Raw genomic sequence first — 22,088 nt, 5'->3', positions numbered from 1 at the left:
GTGATTGACTCGCAGGGTCGGGTGATTGGCACCTGGGCGGACGTGCTCAACCGCGCCAACTTGGGCATGGAAGTGATGCACGAGCGCAACGCGCACAACTTCCCCCTCGACTTAGCTGCTGGCGACGTTACTCCTGTTGCCCTCACTGCTCCTAGCATTCATGGCTAAACTTTAGCTCCATACATAACTGAAAAGCGCCCCCATCATGGAGGCGCTTTTTGCTACGTGTATATAACTAGTTCTCCTTAACAAACGCTAGTAAAACTTAATATAAATAAATTGATTTGTAGCAAAATCCATGTAAATACTAAAAATTAAGAGTCAGCAACTTCCTAAAAATTTTGCTCTACGCCTTTGGGAAGTAAATTGCATAGTGTTTGGTGTGAGGAGTCGCAACGATCAAAAATTACTGTACCTGACTCTGAGGCGAAAGAGTATAGCAAGACAACTAGAAAACAAAACACTTTTTATCTCACAAATTAATCAAACACTATTCTTTTCAGTAGAACCATGACGACAACACTACAGCGACGCGAAAGCGCGAATCTGTGGGAGCGGTTCTGCGACTGGGTCACGAGCACGGAAAATCGATTGTACGTAGGCTGGTTTGGCGTATTAATGATTCCGTGTTTGTTAACCGCTACCATTTGTTTCATCATTGCCTTTATTGCCGCTCCACCTGTTGACATTGATGGTATTCGCGAACCGGTTTCCGGTTCTTTGCTTTACGGAAACAACATTATTACAGGCGCTGTTGTTCCTTCTTCGAATGCGATCGGCTTGCACTTCTATCCCATTTGGGAAGCAGCTTCGTTGGATGAATGGCTATACAACGGCGGTCCCTACGAACTCATCGTTTTTCATTTTCTCATTGGTATTTTTTGCTGGCTAGGTCGGCAGTGGGAATTATCCTACCGCTTAGGGATGCGTCCCTGGATTTGTGTAGCGTACTCTGCACCTGTCGCTGCGGCAACTTCTGTATTCTTGATTTACCCAATTGGGCAAGGTAGTTTTTCTGACGGTATGCCTTTGGGCATTTCTGGTACGTTCAACTTTATGCTTGTGTTCCAAGCCGAGCATAACATCTTGATGCATCCCTTCCATCAATTGGGCGTAGCGGCTGTATTTGGCGGTGCGTTGTTCTGTGCAATGCACGGTTCATTAGTCACTTCTTCACTGATTCGCGAGACGACCGAAATCGAATCGCAGAATTTGGGTTATAAGTTTGGGCAAGAACAAGAGACCTACAGCATTGTGGCAGCTCATGGCTATTTTGGGCGATTAATTTGGCAGTACGCTAGCTTTAATAACTCGCGATCGCTCCACTTTTTCTTAGGAGCGTGGCCTGTTGTTGGTATCTGGTTTACAGCACTGGGTATCAGTACAATGGCATTTAACTTGAATGGTTTCAACTTTAACCAATCAGTGATTGACTCGCAAGGACATGTCGTTCCTACCTGGGCAGATATCCTCAACCGTGCCAACTTAGGCATTGAGGTGATGCACGAACGCAATGCGCACAACTTCCCACTCGATTTGGCTTCGGGGTTACCTGTTCCCGTTGCTTTCACAGCACCCACGATTAGTGGTTAATAGTGCTGATTGCTCAAACAATCCTTATAACTCAGCTAGCGCTCTCTTTAGGGAAGCGCTTTTTTGTGTAGAAGAGAAATGCTCTAGTAGCGGGACGGCTCTCTCGCCTACGTGGTAAAGACAGACTTTGGCGCTGCTTCTGAGTTCCCCTCCGACTTCCTTCAGGGTTACCCAACATAGATATATTTGGTTGCTAGAGAAAATTTTTTATGAAAATCTCTGCAGGAGCGCGATCGTATTCGAACCTAAAACTTTACGTCGATCGAGGTCAGAATACCATCTACTATGTACTGTACGGCCAAAGCTGCTAGTAAGATTCCTAAGACTCGGGAAATGACATTAATCCCAGTGCGACCTAACCAATGGGTAATGTGTTGTGCGATCGCCAGTGAGCCATAGATCAATAAAAGCACAAACGCGATGATTCCTAAAATCACAACAGTACCCAGTGGATAGATTGCAGCTTCTGCTTGCAGAATCAAAATACTAGCTAAGGCTCCAGGACCTGCAATTAGAGGCGTTCCTAGCGGAAATACACTAATATCTGTTCGGATTTGGGCTTCTGATTCTTCTGCTTTAGTTTCTCGTTCGCGCTGGGCGAATACCATATCGATAGCAATTTTTAACAGTAAAATACCTGCTGCTACCTGAAAAGCTGCGACACTGATGCCTAGATAACGCAGTAAGTTGTTGCCAAATAATGCAAAGACAAATAAAATTCCACCTGCTACTAGAAGCGCCTGGCGAATGATCCGCAGTTGTACCTTATGAGAATGATACCCTGCTAATGTCATAAAAAGGGGTACTAACCCAATCGGATCGAGAACGACAAACAGCGTAAGAAAAGCTCTGACTATAAAAGAAGTCATGTCAATATAAAATGTCAGAATTGACAAGCAGAGCGGCACTCGTTATTTACAGGCATTAAACAGGCATTAAAGCTGTTGCTAACACCTCTTCCGCAGCATCGGCAAAAACAAACTGGAGTTGATTGCGTACCTCTTGTGGCACATCTTCTAAATCTGTTTCATTACGCTGGGGCAAGATGACAGTTTTAACACCTGCTCGATAGGCTGCCAAGACCTTTTCCCGAATACCACCCACAGGTAAAACTTTACCTCGGAGCGTAATTTCACCAGTCATGGCGACGTCATTGCGTACTAAACGACCTGAGGCGAGGGAGGCGATCGCCGTTACCATCGTTACTCCTGCCGAAGGTCCATCCTTGGGAGTTGCCCCAGCTGGTACATGCACGTGCACCACTTTGCCAACAAAAACTTTCGGGTCAATCTCTAGTTTTTCAGCATTCGATCGCACGTAAGACAGTGCTGCCTGGGCGGATTCGCGCATCACATCTCCCAGCATTCCTGTTAATATCAATCGTTCATCTCGTCCAGGCATCATCGTAGCTTCGACAAATAGCACATCTCCGCCAGTTGGGGTCCAGGCTAGACCTGTAGCAATTCCAGGACGATCGATCCGTTCCACCACTTCATTTGCAAATCGCGGGCGGCGCAAGTAATCAGGAATCTGCTCTGCTTCAATGTTTGCAGACTTAGCTGTTCCTTCAGCAATTTGACGAGCAACTTTGCGAACCACTGTACCAATTTCTCGCTCTAAACTGCGGACTCCTGCCTCGCGGGTATATTCCCGAATAATCCTTTGCAAAGCTGTATCGGTAATGGTTAATTCCTCTGGCTGTAATCCATTGATGCGAAGCTGTTTTGGCAACAGATAGCGACGGGCAATGTGTAATTTTTCCATTTCGGTGTAGCCAGAGAGACTCAAAATCTCCATGCGATCGAGTAAAGGAGAGGGAATGGTTTCAATCGTATTGGCGGTGCAGATAAATAGCACTCTGGACAAATCAAACGGTACACCCAGATAGGTATCTACAAACGTATGATTTTGTGCCGGGTCGAGAACTTCCAAAAGTGCTGCTGCCGGATCGCCCTGAAAACTTCTACCTAACTTGTCTACCTCGTCCAGCATAAACACGGGATCGGAAGTTTCTACGCGACGCAAGGCTTGAATCAAACGACCAGGTAAAGCGCCAATGTAGGTACGGCGATGTCCGCGGATTTCTGCCTCGTCACTTACACCGCCTAGACTAACCCGCACAAATTTACGCCCCATAGCGCGGGCGATCGACTGTCCCAGAGAAGTTTTACCTACTCCTGGCGGTCCTACGAAACACAAGATCGGCTCCCGGCGAATATCATCAAGTATCTCTTGATGCTTCTCAAATTGAGCTGCTGGTTTATGTTCAGTTTGGTCTTTTTGCAAAGTTATTTGAGCTTCACGCTGCTGCTTGAGAACTACTTCGCGATCGCCTTTTAGTTTTTTGACCGCCAGATATTCCAAGATCCGGTCTTTAATTCGTTCTAAATCGTAATGGTCTTCATCTAGAATTTGCCGAGCATGAGCTAAATCGATTGCTTGGCCTGTGGCAATGTTCCAGGGTAGATTCACCATCCAATCCAGATAGGTACGAATCATGCCGTATTCGGGCGATATTGCCGGCAGGCGTTCTAGGCGAGATAATTCTCGCAAGGCTTCTTTACGCGCCTCTTCAGGCAACTGCGCTGCTTCTAGCTGTTTCCGTATTTCTCGAATTTCGGCTTGTTCAGTATCTTCCTCACCAAGTTCCCGCTGAATTGATTTTAATTGTTCTCGGAGAATGTATTCTCTCTGAGTTTTGGAAATTTTTTCCTGGGCATCGGAAGCAATTTGCTGTTGTAATTCTCGGACAGCGAGTTCCTGTTGCACTAGCTCAATCAGCCGCTTCAGTTTATCTGGCACTGTATTCAGTTCTAACACTTCTTGCCGCACTGGAGTGTCTATCGGAACCATAGCGGCAACTAGATAGGCAAACATGCGAGAATCACTGACATTTTCGCCTGCATTGGCTAACTCGTTGGGAATATCATCCGTCAGCAAAACCAACTTACGAAATAATTCGCCCAGGGTGCGGCGCAGGGCTTCAGTTTCCATGTTGGTAGTAGTTTGTTCAGAGGCTTTTTCTACCCGCGCCACTAAAAACGGTTCTGTTTGTAAAAAATCAAGGAGCCGAATTCGCTCTAATCCTTGAACCACGATTTGCAATGTGCCATCAGGCAAGCGCAGTAGCCGATGAATAATTGCCGCAGTACCAACACGATAGATATCATCAGGACCTGCTGGACGCACTTCTGGGTTGCGTTGCGCGACTAGCGCCACTAACCGGTTGGTACGCATGACTTCATCTACCAGCTTGACCGAGCGCTCCTGTCCCACAACAATTGGAGCAACTGCCATAGGAACAATCACGGTATTGATCAGCGGTAAGACTGGCAGTGCATCTGGAATTTCAGGAACATTTTGAGCATTAGTTTCGGCACTTTGGTCTACACCAGGGGGAACTGCATCAATCACAGTGACACCTCCGCTTTGGGTAGCATGACGTACAAAAAACCGCGATCGTAACGAGCTTGAACGCGATCGCGCTCAATTTTCTGCCTTAAGGGCACTTCTAGGTGAAACGAACCATACTGAATGTTGACGGCATGGTAGTGTTCGTCTCCTTGGAGATTCTCCCAAGATCTCGTCCCTTGAATGACTAGAGCGTTCTCGTAGAGGGAAATTTCAAAATCTTCCTCTATCATCCCCGCAATTTCAGCTTTCACAATCAAATCTGTGGGAGTTTCATAGAGATCGGCAGGCGGCTGCCATTGAGGGTAAGCAAACCTAGACTGAATCTGACTCTTCCAAAAGTCTGACTGTGAGGGTGAATTTATTCCAGAAACAATGCCAGTGTAACGGTAACTGAATCGACGGTAGCGCATAGATTTGGTTGGTTATTCTCTTTTAATTGCCAAGAGTGCCACGATGAAATTCTGACTAATTCACTGCAATATTTCTCTAATTTGAGAAGCCAAATTTATCCTAAATCGAGAGGGCAACTGTTTTCTATGAGCGCTAGAATCTGCCCAGCCACGCTTTTAGTATAAAACCCTTTTGGGATTTCACTCTACCGATTGCAGTGAGCGCACACAGCCACAAAACCCATCTTCATCCAAGTTGCATCTACACGCTTACAACCCTTGTCGGTCGTAACTGCTTTTCTCATAGCAGTGTTGATAGATGAATCGGCGCTGATCTATTGCATCTACCAGAAAACAAGATGTCAGCAGGTGTATTTGAACTATTCGCCTTATTGCTTACCTAGGTTAACGTTGAAGTTAATAAATCTTGATTCTTTTAAATTTTCTGCTAACTGGTTTGATGCAATAGATAGCAGCACTGCAACTTGCACGGGTGGTGTTGAGGAGGTTTTGCTAGCAGTGCAAGTTACACGCCCTTTGAACAAGTTTCCGTCATTTGTTCAGATACAGTTTTTGATTGACTCGATGGCAATTGAACCTGCGATTGCACTACAACGCTTGTATCGCATGGCAGTACAAACGCCGTCTATCATTGATTGTGGGACTCTTCTTGGCAGTGTTGTATTGACTATCAGCCTCTTGCTGGTTTTCCTCCAAACTATTTTCTCTAGGAGTTTGCCTGCGAGTAACCTGGTAACAAAATCGGCGTCGTGAGTAGTGTCTTTACTTGGAACGTAATTTTGTTATTGTATGTCTAGCAGTTCCAGACACGTTAATGCAATGAACGCTGAAAAACTGTTGACAACTTGCAAATAGGGTATTTCGGCTGCGGCTAAAATTTTTCAGACTGTCGCAGAGGAGGTAGTTTCAGTAGGATTTTCGATTAATTGCAGCATTTGTTCGGCGACACCTGCAGCAGAAGCAGGATTTTGTCCAGTAACGAGGCGATCGCTTTTGACAACATGCGCTTCAAAATTTGCTGCTTTTGTAAATTCTGCGCCTCTTTCTTTTAATGCTGATTCGAGTAAAAATGGCACAGCTTCAGTCAGTTCCACTGCGGCTTCTTCTTCGTTTGTAAAGCCAGAAACAGTTTTACCTTTGATGAGATACTCGCCATTAGCAAGCTTAATGTTGAGTAGTCCTGCAGGTCCGTGACAAACAGCACCAACAACACCACCTTGTTCGTAAATATTTGCCGCGATTTGAGCAAGTTGTTCGTTATTAGGAAAATCCCACATTGTCCCGTGACCGCCTGCATAAAAAATAGCATCGTACTGAGTCGGATCGACTTGCGATGGTTGCAGCGTGTTTTCAACTTGTTTTACCTTGTCGGGGTCATCTAGAAATGCTTTATTGAGCGGGTCTTCAAGCTGCACGCCGTCCATCGGTGCTTTTCCACCTTTGGGACTGACAAAATCTACGTCGTAGCCTGCGCGCGTAAAGACATCGTAGGGGTGCGTCACCTCAGAAAGATAAAACCCTGTCTTTTTCCCTGTGTTGCCTAGTTCCTCGTGGCTGGTGACGGCAATGAGAATTTTTTTGTTCGTCATTGCAATTTTTCCTCTGAATTCATAAAGTCGTATTTTTGCAGGATTGTTACAGACAACGCGTTATTATACTGGTCTACTACAAATGAGCGATACGCCTTGAGCAAAATCGAACTTTCAACTTTTGAAAACAATACCAAACATCACATTCATAAAAATCTGTAGAGGTACGGGACTTTTAGTAACTTTCTTCTGTTGCAATGCGCCTTCCTAGCTATTTAGGCAGAAGTCAGCGAGAACGCGGGCGTCTAAGTCGGATGATAGTTCCCCGACAGCTTGGGCTTGCTGCAAGCAATCAACAAAATCTTTCGTTTTGATCTGCTAACTCTTGACTAAAATTACCTAACAAGCAACCATCACGACACTGCAGCAATGCAAATTCTTCGTATTTTGCTTCAAAATAACGCTGCAAGCGAGTCAAGGGAGATAGTGTTTCATCCTTGAGATACTTATGCAAAATTGGCTGTGTTCGCGAGCATCATTTTCAATAATCTCTACTCCAAAGTCCTCCTTACTTTTGAAATAATAGTAAAACGAACCTTTAGGTACTCCTGTTGCTTGCAAGACCTCGTGTATTCCAGTATGGTTGTACCCTTTTTCTTTGATGAAACGCACACCTGTCTTAAGGAGAGCTGTTTTTGTCGTCTACGACTTGCCAGCGCGCCTTAGATAGAAAACTTTATGAGTAACTTTCTAGTCACAAGGCGGCACCCAGATTCGAACTGGGGAATAAAGGTTTTGCAGACCTCTGCCTTACCACTTGGCTATGCCGCCAAAACTATCTGCTGGCAATAAGTTTGCTACTTTAGTCGCTTTATTTTGACTATGTTACAGACAGCGCACAATTTCCATTAAATTACTATAGCATTAATAGAGACAGATCGCTTGCATGGCGTATAGATTCAAAGTCTTCCTGCAAATAATTTGTGATTTCAATCACAAATAAAGTCGTTAAAGATCGCAAATTATCTTTACGTTTATCGCTAGTATAAAGAAGCACAAGCACTATAGCTTTTGTACATCTTGCCAACTTAGCGTCTCAAAAAAATACAGAAATGGTCTGTACTTAGGAAGTTGTGCTGTAACTTGCTGTTTTATTTTACTTGTTCTTAAGATGTAAAGATTTCGCTGCTGAAGATACAGCAGTTTAGAATAAAACTTGGCGTCTGTAAACATGAATCAATCTCCCTTATCTATCGCTCAAGTTACAGACATTCATCTATTTGCAGATGAAAAGCAAGAGTTACTGGGAATCAACACCACCAAATCGTTTCAAGCAGTAGTTGAACGGTTAATTAGTTTACAAAATAAAATAGACGCGCTGCTGGTTACAGGAGATTTATCACAAGATGGAACACCTACATCCTATCAGCGCTTGCAACATTTGCTGGTGCCGCTAAACAAGCCTACCTATTGGATTCCTGGAAATCACGACGACTTTGCGGTAATGCAGCAAATCTTAAATCAAGCGTTTATTTTACCACAGAAGGAATTTACCTGGGGCGGTTGGAACTTTGTCTTAATCAATTCAGCCGTACCAGGGAATGTTCGCGGTCACCTTTCAGAAACAACACTAGCTTGGTTAGAAAGACAGCTAGTCGCTCGAAAAACGCAGCCAACTTTGATAGCATTACATCATCCACCCTTTGCAGTCAATTCTCTTTGGCTGGATCGCAGCATACTAGAAAATGCTGATGAGTTTTTTGCCATTTTAGATCGCCATCCACAAGTCAAGTTGGTTTTGTTTGGTCACATTCATCAAGAATTTCATTGCCAGAGAAACGGCGTGCATTACCTAGGTAGTCCTGCGACTTCAGTGCAGTTTGAACCACATAGTACGCAATTTGCCTTGAGACCAGAATACCCAGGGTTTCGACTTATTCAACTTTATCCTAATGGCAGATGGCTGACGCAAATCGAGCGCGTAGCTTGTAGCGAATATATTTTGGATTTAGCAGCAACTGGATATTAGAGGCGGCTGGACATTGTAATCTATCACGCCTTTTTGATGCTGTTTGATTAACAATGGTCAGGGTGGTTCATTTCAAGATTGAATTTGTACAACGGGAGAAAATTCAACAGAGTGGCTTTCCAAAGTTGGGGGTTGAGGGTAAAATCCTATTGAATTCACCAACGCCTATTTGTGTAACTGCGAAGAAAGTCGCCAAGCTTGCGATCGCATTAATTATCTCGATGGTTATTGCTGTAGCGAATTCTTGCACCTGCCCAATGTAGCTTTTCGCGTAATGTTTGATAATACGAATAATTTTCTCGTAAGATAATAAACTTAGCAAGGTATTCCGCCATGCGGACATCAACGCGTTGACCAGGCCAAATTGAAGTTCCGAGGACGCTATCGGTCCACAACTTTGTATTCAACTCATAATCTGCCAAAGGCCAAATACTAACAACTGATCCTGCAGGTAAGACAATTGGACGACTTGAAAGACTCATCGGGCAAATTGGAGTGATGGTAATAGCTTGCATTCCATCATGCACAATGGGACCACTCGCTGCTACAGTATATGCAGTGGAACCGGTGGGTGTAGCAATAATAAGTCCATCACCTTGATATTGATCGACAACTTCACCATCGATTTCCATTTCCAGAATCGAAGTAATCATCCGGTCTGCCGATGCGGGTTTGACACAAATTTCATTGAGAGCAAGAAAGCGATCGCTAACAGGTTCAAGATTGCTACTATTCCCTTCAAATACTTGGGCTTGGAGCATCATCCGCCGTTGAATCGCATAAAAGTCAGAGGCTAACCTATCCCATACTTGTTCTGAATCCTTAAAGACGTCAAACGACTCAGTTAAAAAACCTAAATTTCCTCCAACATTTACTGCCAAAATGGGAATTCCATCTGCTGCCAAATTTCGCGCCGCAGACAAAGCTGTACCGTCTCCACCTAGTACCAAAGCCATATCAATCGGCTGTGTTGACGATGCTAAAAATACCGGATAAGGATTATCTTGCGGTCCACTTGGTCCCATAAGGACGCGACAGTTGCGACTTTCTAACTGCCGCGCGCATTTTTCTGCCCAGCTTTTACTTAGTGAATCTCCTGCTTTATGAGCAATAATGACTTGATTAAGCTGCACGCACTTACCACTTCAAGAGGTTGAATTGCTCCATATCTACAGTATCGCGGTTGCGATAGATTGCAAGAATGATAGCTAATCCTACAGCAGCTTCGGCGGCGGCGACCGTAATTACGAATACTGTAAATACTTGACCTTTGATCGCTAATGGGTCTAAAAAGTTAGAAAATGCCATCAAATTGAGATTTACTGCGTTGAGTAGCAATTCGATCGACATCAACACGCGGACAGCGTTACGGCTCGTAATTAAGCCATAAATTCCAATGCAAAACACAGCCGCAGCTAGCAAGAGAAAATACTGAAGTTGCATATTTTTCGATTTATCCTCCAAATCATACACAAAAGCCTGCGATCGCAGGCTAAAAATTTCACGCAGTTAAGTCACTCTACTGACTGCGACGAGCGTCATCTAAATTACTCGTTTTATCGCTGGAAATTCCCACTAACTCGCGGGGGCGTTCGGGTAATGTTAATACTGGTTGCTGCGGTTTGTCGGGTGACATCACTTGGTCGGGTAAAAATTCGCGCCGTGCCAAGATAATTGCTCCAACCATTGCCATCAGTAGCAGAACTGATGCTAGCTCAAAAGGCAACAAAAAGTCACTGAAGAAGTGCTGACCAATTAAAACAATCGTGGTGTCCTTAGATACTGGCTCGGTAGAATATGCCCAAGGCGTAACCAAAACCATTGTACTTAATAAAACAAATAGTCCAGCACAGACGATTGCGGTTACAACAGGACGTACCCAAGCATTTGGTAGCGGTTTGAAGTCTTCGCGCTTGTTCACCAGCATAATGGCAAACAAGATTAATACATTGACTGCTCCGACATAAATTAACACTTGGGCTGTTGCCACAAAATCAGCATTGAGCAACAAATACATTCCCGAAATACTGACAAATACGCCCGCCAGTAGAAAGGCAGAATAAACGATGTTAGAAAACAGCACAACACCGAGGGCTGAACCAATCATCATCACAGCCAAGATGCCGAACGAAACAATTTGTACTCCTTCAGCTAAATTCACAACTTTTTGTCCTTTGCTAGTTGCTAATAGAAGAATTGCTAATGGCGCGTTCCACTAACAATTAATGCTCCTCACCCACTCTATATAAAAAAATACTACTTTTCCTGCTGTTCTAAAATCTCTTCGGGATGTAGACCCGCGCCACGAGTGTTGGCAGGTAAATCGTGAGGTGACATCACGCCTTTGGGTAGGTAAACGAGTTCGCGCAACGGTGTCACCATTGGGTCATCGGTGACTTTATAAGGCAAGCGTCCTAAGGCGACATTGTCGTAGTTTAACTCATGGCGATCGTACGTACACAAGTCGTATTCTTCGGTCATCGACAGACAGTTTGTCGGACAATATTCGACGCAGTTACCGCAGAAGATACACACACCGAAATCGATACTGTAGTGTTTCAGTTTTTTCTTCTTACTCGCTTTATCGAATTCCCAATCAACAACAGGTAAATTAATTGGACAAACCCGCACGCAAACTTCGCAGGAAATACACTTATCAAATTCAAAGTGGATACGACCTCGGAAGCGTTCGGAGGGAATCAGTTTTTCGTAAGGGTATTGTACCGTAACCGGTCTACGCCGCATGTGGTCGAAGGTAACAGATAATCCTTGACCGATATAGCGACCAGCTTGTACAGCGTCTTTTGCGTAGTCACCGACTTGTTTGAGGAACTTTAACATGGGGTGTCTCTCTCTTTATGTAGCTTTAGCACTGAGCTAATTGCTATCCACCAAAGGCAGCGGGAAAGGCAAGCTTCAAGGCTGCGGTTAACAGTAGATTTGCCAAACTCACGGGTAGCAAAAACTTCCATCCTAAATCGAGTAACTGGTCAATGCGTACTCTAGGTACCGTCCAGCGTAGTAAAATTGCTGTAAAAACAAGAAAGTAGGCTTTGAGTACGGTCATTGTGATGCCTAACGAGGCGTCTACAATGTCTAACCAAGGACTTGCTTCGCTGATGCCCAACCATCCGGCAATCAATTCGATCGGAATCGGAGATTCCCAACCGCCTAAATACAAAACTGTGACAAGGAGCGCTGACAGTACCAAGTTAACGTAGGAAGCAACGTAGTACAGCGCAAACTTCATCCCTGCGTATTCGGTTTGATAACCTGCAACAAGTTCTTCTTCGGCTTCGGGTAAGTCGAAAGGCATTCGTTCGCATTCTGCTAACGCCGCAATCCAGAAGATAATGAATCCGATTGGCTGTCGCCAGACATTCCAACCCAAAATACCATAGCCTGATTGCTGTTCAACAATATCGATGCTACTAAGGCTATTCGACATCATAGCGACCGCAAGGACTGCAAGCGCTAGGGGAATTTCATAGCTGATTGATTGTGCAGCTGCCCGCAAACCGCCGAGTAGTGAGTATTTGTTGTTTGACGCATAGCCTGACATCAGCAATCCAATCGGTTGCACGCTCGATAACGCAATCCACAAAAAGACTCCTGTGGCCACGTTTGTAATTGCCAGATTTTCGCCAAACGGCACAATCAGATAAGACAAAAAGACTGGAAGGACGACAATAATTGGTCCTAAAGTAAATAACCAAGGGTCAGACTTGGCAGGGATGACGTCTTCTTTAAATACGAACTTGATACCATCGGCGACTGGAGATAATAAGCCAAACGGCCCCATAAATTCAGGACCAATGCGCTGTTGGGCGGCTGCTGAAATCTTCCGTTCTTGCCAAATGGTTACTAGTACTCCTACAGTCGCGCCAATTAACATTAATACCATCGGGACTGGCATCCAAATAGCTTTGGCTGCGCCTGCCGGTAGCCCTAAGTCGATCAGCGATTTGATGAAACTTCCTTGGAGATCAATTCCTGTACTCATGTTTTCTGTGGTGAAGTTGTCGCATGATGGCGATCGCCATCGCCGCTGTAGTTAATATTTGTAAATTTACTCCCTACTTTGTTCAGGAATATCTTGATTGTGAAGATATTTTTACCTTTCAATGCCTAGTATATCGTTCTCTGGTTAGCTCCCAAAAACCTTCACTAAGAAATTCTACTTATACTTGTGTTTAGTTTTGCTATCCATAGCAGGAAAAGCAGGGGGCAGAAGACGCAGAGGAGCAGAGAAAGAATACTTTCTATCTATTCAAAACTCATAACTCACCACCGATCGCTAACTACTAGTCACTTACCCCTCACCCCTCTTTCAACGTTGCTCGATTGGTATATAAGGAACGTTATGGTCACCCGTGTATACCTGGGTAGGACGGAAAATACGATTTTCGGCGATTTGTTCTTTCCAGTGCGCTAACCAACCAGCAACGCGGGCGATCGCAAACACTGGCGTAAATAAGTCTGTAGGAATTCCCATTTTCCTATACACTAATCCCGAATAAAAGTCAACATTGGGATAAATTCCTTTGTGACCGAGTTTTTCAGCGATCGCGCGCTCTAATTCAACTGCAATATCGTAGTACTTGTCGTAGCCGAACTTATCAAACATCTGCTCGGCAAGCTTTTGCAAAATAGTTGCCCTTGGGTCTTTGACTTTGTAAACGCGATGTCCAAAGCCCATAATTTTTGCTTTGCGTTGCAGCCGATCTTCTAAATAGGGGCGCACATTTTCTACCGAGCCAATTTCTTCTAGCATGCCGATCACTTCTTCATTGGCACCACCGTGTAAGGGTCCCCCTAAGGTTCCGACTGCGGAAGCAACAACTGCGTAAGGATCGGTAAGTGTCGAAGCAGTAACTCGCGCCGAGAATGTCGAAGCATTCATGGTATGCTCGGCATGAAGTGTTAAGCAAACATCAAAAACCCTTGCCATTAGTGGGTCGGGTTCGCGTTCGCTGAGCATATAAAGAAAGTTTGCCGAGTAATCTAAATCGTCGCGCGGGCGTACTGGGTCATTACCTTTGCGCATCAACTGAAACGCGGCAACCATTGTGGGAATTGTTGCGAGGAGTCGAACGACCGCATCCCGAATATAAACAGGGTTATCTAGGTCGCGGCGAGAATAAAATAAACCAAGTGCGGCGGCGGAAGCTTGTAATGCGTCCATCGGATGACCGCTTTCAGGAAAGCTCTTCATCATATCCCGAATGCGATATTTGATCCGACGGTGATAGCGAACTTCGCGTTCAAATTCCATCAATTCATCTTTTGTGGGCAGCTTACCCCAAATCAAAAGATATGCTGTTTCCAAAAAGGTACTATTCTCCGCAAGGTCTTCAATGCGGATACCGCGATACTCCAGTATTCCTTCTTGTCCATTGACAAAGCTAATACTAGATTGGGCGGCGGGAATGCCTTCTAAACCTGGCTTAAATTCGCAGACGGACATGGCTACACCAGCTGCTTGTGTTTCAGTACAATACTCTACGCTAACTTACCAGAAACTGGTGATGTGTCGCTCTTTTTACCAGAATTATCTTTTGGCGGGGTCAGAGGTTAGGGAACATTTTGCAACTAGAAATTGGATGCGAACGCGTTGCGTATCCATCTAAATATAATGCTCTCTTTACGACTAAAGCTACATCGAACCTCTGAAAATGAGTCTTTTCCTGACCTCTAACCCTTTATCCCTGACCTTGTTCTTGGTTATAACAAAAACTTTGGTGGAGTCAACCAAAATAACTGGGCTTGACCAATAAGTACTTCTGTTTCTGGTAGCGCTAACCCAATGATACCTGCTTTTTTTAGTATTAGCTTAGCACGGTCTTCTCCCCATACAAGAATTTCTGCCCATTGTCCTAAATTTGGTTGATGACCGACGAGGGCTAATTGTGTTGCTTGGGGGTATTGTTGCGCTTTGAACCAGGCTAACCAATCATAGATACTACCGTCAGGCGCAAGGAGAGCTGATTCAGTCATGTTCTGACTTAGTTTGTACTGATGCAAAATTTCTGCAGTTTGCCGCGATCGCACCAAAGGACTCGTCAATATCACATCAAACCGCACGCCTAACTCGTACAAGCGTGCTGCCACTTGTCGCGTTTTATCTTGCCCTTTAGTAGTCAGCGATCGCGCTTCATCGGGGATACCAATTTCTCTTTCTTGCGCGATGCCGTGCCGAATCAAATAGATTTCCACTGCTGTTATAGTCGTAGGCTACGGGTAGGACACTCAGCTTGTTTGTCTTACTTTATTCGGTTTGAATTGGATTATCTTTGGGGTTGACAAGCCGCAAGAGTTTTTGTTTGATTTGAGCGTCAAAGACTTCCCACTTTTTCTTAGCGTACTCTGATGTTTCGATATACCCCGACAGAAAACCAATTGGGATTTCAAAACCTCCCGCACTTGTCCGACCACCACCAAAAAAGCGTCCGTGACTATCTTGTCCAAATGCTTCTTTGATAAACTCATCAGGGTCTAGTGTTAGTTTTGTTGTGCGTAACGAACCGACAACAATTTCGAGTTCTTCGTCTTCGTCGTGCACAATTCCGTAAACAACTGCGGTGTGTACGTTTTCTTCTGTTACCAGAAAATCTGCCGCTTGGGGGATGGCGTCGCGGTCATCATAGCGTAGGTAACCTACACCTGCGATGGAGAAGTTATTTTGCACTATGCGGTTTTTTAGCGATCGCTCGATGACGTCCATGACGCGTTTTGAGCGATTTGCTTGTAAAATGGCGTTGAGTAACTGCGCGTCATAAAACCGACTGAGATAGGCAGCCGCTAAAAAATCTTCTTCTTGGGCTTGCATTAAGCGGTCTGTATCTGAACGCAAACCATGCATTAATGCAGTCGCACACTTGATGTGCTGGGCAACACTACTATCGAGTTTGAGTAATCCTGCTTGGAGATATTGCGTAAAAATTGTTGCTGTGGCGCGAACCGTCGGGCGCAAATCAATAAACTCGGCTTTTAAATCTCCCTGGAAACTATGATGGTCAATAATTGCTGTAATTGGAATTCCACTTTCTTGGACAACTGATAGTAGCTGGCTCGTTGTTCCCTGATTATCGATCAGAGCACAACCTGTGTACATTGATAAATCTTTGCTTTTAGCTGCCTGTACTGTCCAGCGTTGTGCAGGTAAGCCAGTCAACTTAACAAGCGCAATGTTTTCTTGATGACTGAGCGTACCAGCATAGACAATATCACAGTGAATTTCGTATTCCTGCGCGATTAATTGATAAGTCCAAGCACTCGAAAGCGCGTCTGGGTCGGGAAAATCCTGTAGAATGACAAGCTGACGCTCTTGCCGATGTTGTTCTAAGGTTTGCCGCAACGCATCTGCTTTTTGCATTATCAAAGAGTGATTGCGCTGGGCTTGATAGTTGCCCAGTTCACTCGTGGCAATTGGGGAGGTATCAGGAGCCGGTAATTCCACCGTTGCTACTAAATGAGGATCTTCTGTCAGCTCTTGAGGGTACGAACTATTTGACAAGTGAGACGAATTCAAATTCATAAACTGAATTTTTGTGAGTGTGAGGCGCGATTGAGGCAGTCAATAACTTTTTGATATTAACTAGCTATTGAGGCTACACACTACTAATTGTCGCAAAAATTTGGGCGTGCGACACTGATCCTTCAAGCCTATTTCTTTTTGGAGGTAAATTCTGTATTAAAAGTTGCGATTGACTTACACCGTAAATTGCTTTGTATTCAATCCCTTCTCCATTTTATTAAGTACTAATACTTAATTGAACTTAGCCAAGCATGATTAAGAATATAAAAACAACGAGCACTTAAAACTACAATTTATTTATGATTTAAAGACCAATAATGTATTTTTGCCATTCATCATGTAACCCACTTTTGAGATGCTTGCTAACTTCAAAATACAAGCTACTGTAAGGTTTACGGGGAAGATGATGAAGGTACATATGCGCTTCATGGGGAGTGCGATTGCCTTTTTTGACGTTGCAACGAACGCAGGCGGTAACGATATTTTCCCACGCATCACCCCCGCCGCGCGATCGCGGTACAACGTGATCCAGCGTTAGGTCATCTCCTGTATAGCCGCAATATTGACACGTATGGCTGTCACGGTGAAGAATATTACGGCGAGTTAAAGGAATTTCTTTATAAGGCACTCGTACGTAGTGACGCAGCCGGATAACAGTTGGCAGGGGAAAATCGGCATAGAGATGCTTACCGTTATGTTCTACCTGCTCAGCTTTGCCTTTGATTAACAGAACAACTGCGCGCCGCCAGCTCGTAATATTGAGCGGTTCGTAAGAGGCGTTCAGGACTAGAACCTTAGCCATTGATGGTCGCTCAAGCCAATATTTTTTACAGATAGTAACACAACTACACCACGCTATGCAGCCTTTAGCGGCAAGTCCGGTCAATTCTTTTACAGACATATTGCCAGGAAAACTTGCACTTACAGGTTTATAAATTCAAGCAGGACTTGTGACAATCACAGTTTGAAAGCTACACTTCCTAATCAAATCAACGAATAGCCGAGCGCTAAATGCCGAGTGCTTTCATTCGAGTGTGGATGTGGAGGAGCAAAAATGACTTTAAGTCAGCAGCAACCAATAGCAACGATGCGATGCGATCGCGCCTGGGTAGAAATTAGCCTAGGAGCTTTAGCACACAACGTCGATCAGCTAAAAAGTTTACTATCTACAAGAACGCAATTGATGGCAGTTGTCAAAGCAGATGCTTACGGTCATGGGGCTGTCACCGTAGCACAGACAGTGTTGCAAGCTGGGGCGAGTTGGTTAGGAGTGGCAACTGTTCCTGAAGGCATCGAGTTACGAGAAGCAGGAATTAGCGCACCAATTTTGATTTTAGGCGCAGTGCACGCGCCAGAACAAATCAAAGCGATCGCGCATTGGCAACTTCAGCCGACACTATGTAGCTTCAAGCAAGCACTTGTTTTTGCGGAGACATTGAAATCAACGAATCAAGCATTACCTGTACACCTCAAACTCGATACAGGAATGTCACGACTTGGACCACCTTGGCAACAAGCTGTCGAGTTTGTCCAGTTAATTCAAGGGTTACCTAACTTAAAAATTGCCAGTATTTATTCGCACTTAGCAACCGCAGAAAGCCTCGACCAAACAATTTTAAGGCAGCAACAGCAAAATTTTGAGCAGGCGATCGCGCGTCTCAAACGCTCAACTCGACAATTTCAGCACAAGCACGCTCAACCTGCGTTGCATTTGGCAAATTCAGCTGCGACGCTCACCGCCCCAGATTTACACTACGATATGGTTCGTGTTGGTTTAGCAATGTACGGACTGTATCCCGCTGCGCATCTATCGGTGATTGACCTCAAGCCGGTTATGCAAGTCAAAGCACGCATCACACAAGTCAAATCAATTCCTGCAGGAACCGGAGTCAGTTACGGTCATAAATTTGTGAGCGATCGCGCAATGCAGTTAGCTGTCGTTGGTATTGGTTATGCAGATGGAGTTCCGCGCAACTTATCGAATCACATGACAGTATTAATTCGCGGTCAGCGAGTTCCGCAAATTGGTGCAATTACGATGGATCAACTGATGTTGGATGTTAGTGCGATCGCAGATGTTCGCGAAGGCGAGGTTGTGACGCTACTTGGTGAGGATGGAGACGAAAAAATTTCAGCCGACGACTGGGCAAATCAGTTAAATACGATTTCGTGGGAAATTCTTTGCGGTTTCAAACATCGCTTACCACGCGTTGCTATGCCATAAAGTGGGTAAGCAAAAGAAAAGGTCAGAGTTTGGAACAACAGTGTTAACAGCTCTTTAATTGGGGAACTGCACCTGTTGGGCGAGTTTGGCAGTGAAGTATCTTTTTGTCTAGCTCCTAGTTTCCACAAGAAGGCAAGAATTTTGTTGTAGAAACTGGCGCGAACCTCCCGTCCACGCCAGGGTTGAGAAATTTGTTATCTAATCTACAAAATCTGTGGATATATCAGATAAAGCTTCGTCTGCGGCGATCGGACGGTTTCCATCAATGTTGAGTCTACCTTTGACTTCAAAATTATCTGCAGCAATCGGGCGTTCTCCATCCACATAAACAGTATCTTGTACTTTTAGATCGCTTGGGTCGATTGGACGTTTACCATCTATATTGAGCGTTTCCTGACCGCTAAATTCATTCGCAGCAATCGGACGTTCGCCGTCTTCCTCGTAGGTATCCTTGACAACAAAATTATTTGCTGTAATCGGACGTTCGCCATCATCAATAAATTTGCCTTGAATCTCAAGGTTATTTGTGTCAACGGGACGGCTATGAGAGTTTTGCTTAGAGGTTCGATCTTTTTCCATTTTTAGGAATTGCCTTAATGTTGAAGTTTTAACAGTTGGGTATCGCGCTCGCAACGTACCTGGAAAGTGGATTAGTAACTGGTCATTGGTTTGAATGTTGCTCAACTTTCCATTACCGATTACCGATCTCAACAAGCATGATGTTTGTCTTTAGATTTAACTTACATTGCTTTTTAGCTGTTTTTATGCTTGGTGGGGGTGACTAGCCGATAGTGCATCCCTGGCTCTGGAGTTGGTGGAAATGGTTCTCCCTTCGTTGCTGTAACTTCTTGTCCTTTGTGACCGCCGCGCGGACCTGTGAGTTCATACAAACCGCTTTCAGGAACTATTTCGCCAGGTTTATATAATTCATTGGCAATCGAGCTTGATTTATCAGTTGTGGCTGTAGAAGATTTGTAGCTAAGACGAAATTGGCGTTCTATTAAAAAACCAGGAAGAAAACCGCCATGGTAGCGAACTTCTTCTAGCCTGCCAAAAGCGCCTTTAATCTGCGTGATAGGAGAAAGTAGTTGTGTATTCTGCTGACTCCACGCGACTAAACAGTTATCGATCATTTCTTGAAACTCTATTGCCAAAATCATTGCATCATCAGCGCTAAGCTGAGGATCGACAATAATGGAGAACTTTAAAGTAATTGATAGCGTTATTTGTAATTGCGCTGCGCGATCGCCATTGACCTCAGTAGAAGATTCTTCTGCATGAAAACCAAACTGCGATCGGAAGTGAGCAAATTCATCAGTTGCGAGTCGGCGATGTATGTATGGCAATAAACCTTGTTCTGATGACAGGATTTGACGAACAGTTGAGCTAGCGGTCATAACTTCTTTTAGCCAATGAGTCTGTGTTGCAATGTTAACTTCAACAATTTCATAAACTGTACTGCAATGCTACCCCCCGATTGGATGAAGTCTGCACGCCAATTGGTATAAGCCTAAAAACAGAGAAAGCTACGCGCCTATCTTTGGCATATGTATAACCCTATTCAATAGAGTTAGGACACGATCAAAGCTCTGATTGATTTTCCTAAAGGAAGATTAATTCTGACCCTCGACCTCTGACTTCTAACTCCTGCTATATCTTGTTGCGATCGCCAAAACTCTCAATTCCAAAATAGTAGCTGACAACTATGTAGCTGCCAGCTAAAAACATAATATTAAAGCTATGAGTGCTGAATATTAAGTTGTAACGAGCGCAATCTAAACTAAAACTCAAAATTCAATGCTCATAGCTTCGCCTACGCTGTTGCTACAGCTTCATCTTTTGGGGAGACCGCCGGTTGTTCTAGGAGTTTGACATACAACTCGCTAAGTTGAGTAGCTACGCCATCCCAACTAAATTTGTCTTCTACGCGTTTTCTAGCAGCGCGACCTAGTTGATTTCGCCACTCAGGATGACTCAATATTCGGTCAATCGCAGCTGCAAAAGCATCGTTATCTTTTGGTGGCGCCAGTAATCCAGTTTCTTCTGGTACCACAGTGTATTGTAGACCTCCAACATCGCTGGCAATTACTGGCGTTCCACTTGCCATTGCTTCAATGGCGACTAAGCCAAAGGGTTCATAATGGCTAGGAACAACACAAACGTCAGCTGCTGCATAGTAAATAGGTAGATCTTCATCACCAAGTCGTCCAGGAAAGACTGTCATGTCTTGCATTCCTAGTTCATTAACAATTCCTTCGATGCGATCGCGTTCTTTGCCATCGCTTTGACCAGGACGGCTACCACCACCAATAATCAGCTTGAGATCCGCTTTACCTCTAAGTTGCGATTGGGCAACCGCGCGTACGAGTGTTTCTATACCTTTGCGAAAATCAAAACGACCTACATAAAGAATAACTTTAGTGTCTGCATTGATTCCGAGTTGTTGTCTTGCTTGTTGTTGGTCAACTTTACCGAAGCGATGAATGTCTGTTCCACAAGGAATAATGTCGATATTACCTTTTGTGGAGACGAGCGATCGCATGTGCTCTTGTTCTTGAGGACTTGTGGCAACAATGCAGTTTGCGGTTTCGAGAACTTCTTTTTCTACTGCTAAGCGCGTTTTCGCAATCAGTGGAATCGTGGAAACTGATTTGTACTTAACTGCCCCTAGCGAATGATATGTGTGAACCTGCTTACAACCCTGGATTTTCTTTAATTCCATTCCTACCCAGGCAGAAAGCCAATAGTTTGTATGGACAAGTTCGTACTCAATCCCTGATTCTTGCTGAAACTTGAGCATTTGCTGCACAAATTCAGGTGCGTGTTTAAATAAGTTGTCGCGCGGAATGAATTCTTCTGGACCTGCAGTAATCCGAATTGTCCGACAATTTGGAGCGTGTTCAACAATCTTTGCTTGATCTGCACTTGCTTTACGGGTAAACATATCAACTTGCCATCCCAATTCAGCAAGTGCTTCTCCTACTTGGCGTACATATACGTTTTGTCCTCCGGCTTCTTCCTTACCGATTTCAACCGCAGGGTCTCCGTGGACTGAAATCAGGGCAATATGCTTTTGGCTTGCAGAATTCATGATGTAGTTATTGCAACAATTTAGTTAGGTTTGAAGTGGTTTTCCTGGCAGTCTTACCTACCTCTAAAAAACCAAGAAAGAATATTGGATATTCTCAAGTTTAATTTATGCGATTGCATATTTCTTCACATCCCCTACGGGAAGTACTGTAATCCCCATAAAGATGAAATTACCTGCGATCGTCATTGCTCGCTCGCTCTATGCGACGATTGCGCTTCTACCTTTAGTTATATTTTTTCTAGAATGCCCTATTCTCTTCAC

19 protein-coding genes, 1 tRNA gene and 2 pseudogenes are annotated in these 22,088 nt (G+C 44.4%); 4 read left to right on the top strand and 18 right to left on the bottom strand.

Annotated elements, in window-relative coordinates:
• Both B1A85_RS26035 and psbA read left to right on the top strand, forming a co-directional pair.
• A pseudogene (locus tag B1A85_RS26035) lies at positions 1–168 on the top strand (photosystem II q(b) protein); the annotation flags it as partial.
• Positions 169–510: 342 nt separating this feature from the next.
• Positions 511–1,593 (top strand): photosystem II q(b) protein, encoded by a 1,083-nt coding sequence (gene psbA, locus B1A85_RS07655; RefSeq protein WP_104546246.1) that lies wholly within the window; start codon positions 511–513, stop codon positions 1,591–1,593.
• 245 nt (positions 1,594–1,838) lie between these two features.
• On the opposite strand, the gene B1A85_RS07650 is transcribed toward psbA, so the two are convergent.
• The 6 genes and pseudogenes from B1A85_RS07650 to B1A85_RS07620 form a co-directional block, all read right to left on the bottom strand.
• Positions 1,839–2,462, bottom strand: a complete 624-nt coding sequence (locus B1A85_RS07650) for a MarC family protein (RefSeq protein ID WP_104546245.1) — start codon at positions 2,460–2,462, stop codon at positions 1,839–1,841.
• Between the two features lie 55 nt (positions 2,463–2,517).
• Positions 2,518–4,890 (bottom strand): endopeptidase La, encoded by a 2,373-nt coding sequence (gene lon / locus B1A85_RS07645; RefSeq protein WP_371681640.1) that lies wholly within the window; start codon positions 4,888–4,890, stop codon positions 2,518–2,520.
• Positions 4,891–5,003: 113 nt separating this feature from the next.
• Entirely contained in the window at positions 5,004–5,417 is a 414-nt protein-coding gene (locus B1A85_RS07640; RefSeq protein ID WP_104546244.1) for an Hsp20/alpha crystallin family protein, read from the bottom strand.
• A gap of 881 nt (positions 5,418–6,298) precedes the next feature.
• Entirely contained in the window at positions 6,299–7,006 is a 708-nt protein-coding gene (locus B1A85_RS07630) for a type 1 glutamine amidotransferase domain-containing protein (protein WP_104546242.1), read from the bottom strand.
• Positions 7,007–7,420: 414 nt separating this feature from the next.
• A pseudogene (locus B1A85_RS26030) lies at positions 7,421–7,621 on the bottom strand (TetR/AcrR family transcriptional regulator); the annotation flags it as partial.
• Between the two features lie 84 nt (positions 7,622–7,705).
• A tRNA-Cys gene (locus B1A85_RS07620) sits at positions 7,706–7,777 on the bottom strand.
• Positions 7,778–8,177: 400 nt separating this feature from the next.
• On the opposite strand from B1A85_RS07620, the gene cpdA reads away from it, so the two are divergent.
• A complete protein-coding gene (cpdA, locus tag B1A85_RS07615; protein WP_104546241.1) occupies positions 8,178–8,975 on the top strand; it encodes a 3',5'-cyclic-AMP phosphodiesterase in 798 nt (265 codons plus the stop codon).
• Positions 8,976–9,184: 209 nt separating this feature from the next.
• On the opposite strand, the gene B1A85_RS07610 is transcribed toward cpdA, so the two are convergent.
• The 9 genes from B1A85_RS07610 to B1A85_RS07570 all read right to left on the bottom strand — a co-directional run bounded on the left by B1A85_RS07610 (position 9,185) and on the right by B1A85_RS07570 (position 17,314).
• On the bottom strand, positions 9,185–10,108 hold the full coding sequence (locus B1A85_RS07610) for an NAD(+) kinase (protein WP_104546240.1): 924 nt from the start codon (positions 10,106–10,108) through the stop codon (positions 9,185–9,187).
• Between the two features lie 4 nt (positions 10,109–10,112).
• Positions 10,113–10,418 (bottom strand): NADH-quinone oxidoreductase subunit NuoK, encoded by a 306-nt coding sequence (gene nuoK / locus B1A85_RS07605; protein WP_104546239.1) that lies wholly within the window; start codon positions 10,416–10,418, stop codon positions 10,113–10,115.
• A gap of 76 nt (positions 10,419–10,494) precedes the next feature.
• Positions 10,495–11,136: an NADH-quinone oxidoreductase subunit J gene (locus tag B1A85_RS07600; protein WP_104546238.1), complete on the bottom strand. Its 642-nt coding sequence runs from the start codon at positions 11,134–11,136 to the stop codon at positions 10,495–10,497.
• Positions 11,137–11,231: 95 nt separating this feature from the next.
• Positions 11,232–11,816, bottom strand: coding sequence for an NAD(P)H-quinone oxidoreductase subunit I (gene ndhI / locus B1A85_RS07595; RefSeq protein WP_104546237.1), 585 nt, complete (start codon positions 11,814–11,816; stop codon positions 11,232–11,234).
• A 43-nt stretch (positions 11,817–11,859) separates the two neighbouring features.
• Positions 11,860–12,978 carry an NADH-quinone oxidoreductase subunit NuoH gene (nuoH, locus tag B1A85_RS07590; protein WP_104546236.1) on the bottom strand — a complete coding sequence of 373 codons (1,119 nt, stop codon included), beginning with the start codon at positions 12,976–12,978 and terminating at the stop codon, positions 11,860–11,862.
• Positions 12,979–13,305: 327 nt separating this feature from the next.
• Complete coding sequence (locus B1A85_RS07585; RefSeq protein WP_104546235.1) at positions 13,306–14,442, bottom strand: citrate synthase; 1,137 nt, start codon at positions 14,440–14,442, stop codon at positions 13,306–13,308.
• 257 nt (positions 14,443–14,699) lie between these two features.
• Positions 14,700–15,191 carry a phosphohistidine phosphatase SixA gene (gene sixA / locus B1A85_RS07580; RefSeq protein ID WP_104546234.1) on the bottom strand — a complete coding sequence of 164 codons (492 nt, stop codon included), beginning with the start codon at positions 15,189–15,191 and terminating at the stop codon, positions 14,700–14,702.
• A gap of 52 nt (positions 15,192–15,243) precedes the next feature.
• Positions 15,244–16,512, bottom strand: a complete 1,269-nt coding sequence (locus B1A85_RS07575; protein ID WP_104546233.1) for a bifunctional oligoribonuclease/PAP phosphatase NrnA — start codon at positions 16,510–16,512, stop codon at positions 15,244–15,246.
• 304 nt (positions 16,513–16,816) lie between these two features.
• The gene (locus B1A85_RS07570; RefSeq protein ID WP_104546232.1) at positions 16,817–17,314 is read right to left on the bottom strand and encodes an HNH endonuclease; all 498 of its coding nucleotides are present in this window, start codon (positions 17,312–17,314) and stop codon (positions 16,817–16,819) included.
• A gap of 252 nt (positions 17,315–17,566) precedes the next feature.
• On the opposite strand from B1A85_RS07570, the gene alr reads away from it, so the two are divergent.
• Positions 17,567–18,736 (top strand): alanine racemase, encoded by a 1,170-nt coding sequence (gene alr, locus B1A85_RS07565; protein ID WP_104546231.1) that lies wholly within the window; start codon positions 17,567–17,569, stop codon positions 18,734–18,736.
• Between the two features lie 198 nt (positions 18,737–18,934).
• On the opposite strand, the gene B1A85_RS07560 is transcribed toward alr, so the two are convergent.
• From B1A85_RS07560 to B1A85_RS07550, 3 genes are all read right to left on the bottom strand, one after another.
• On the bottom strand, positions 18,935–19,315 hold the full coding sequence (locus B1A85_RS07560; protein ID WP_104546230.1) for a hypothetical protein: 381 nt from the start codon (positions 19,313–19,315) through the stop codon (positions 18,935–18,937).
• Positions 19,316–19,488: 173 nt separating this feature from the next.
• A complete protein-coding gene (locus B1A85_RS24385) occupies positions 19,489–20,133 on the bottom strand; it encodes a hypothetical protein (RefSeq protein ID WP_210404223.1) in 645 nt (214 codons plus the stop codon).
• 416 nt (positions 20,134–20,549) lie between these two features.
• Positions 20,550–21,827, bottom strand: a complete 1,278-nt coding sequence (locus B1A85_RS07550) for a glycosyltransferase family 1 protein (protein ID WP_104546229.1) — start codon at positions 21,825–21,827, stop codon at positions 20,550–20,552.
• Positions 21,828–22,088 lie beyond the last annotated feature (261 nt).

The organism is Chroococcidiopsis sp. TS-821, from assembly GCF_002939305.1.
Lineage (GTDB): Bacteria > Cyanobacteriota > Cyanobacteriia > Cyanobacteriales > Chroococcidiopsidaceae > Chroogloeocystis.
The sequence above is the reverse complement of the archived record's forward strand: the minus strand, read 5'-3'. Positions and strand labels throughout refer to the sequence as shown.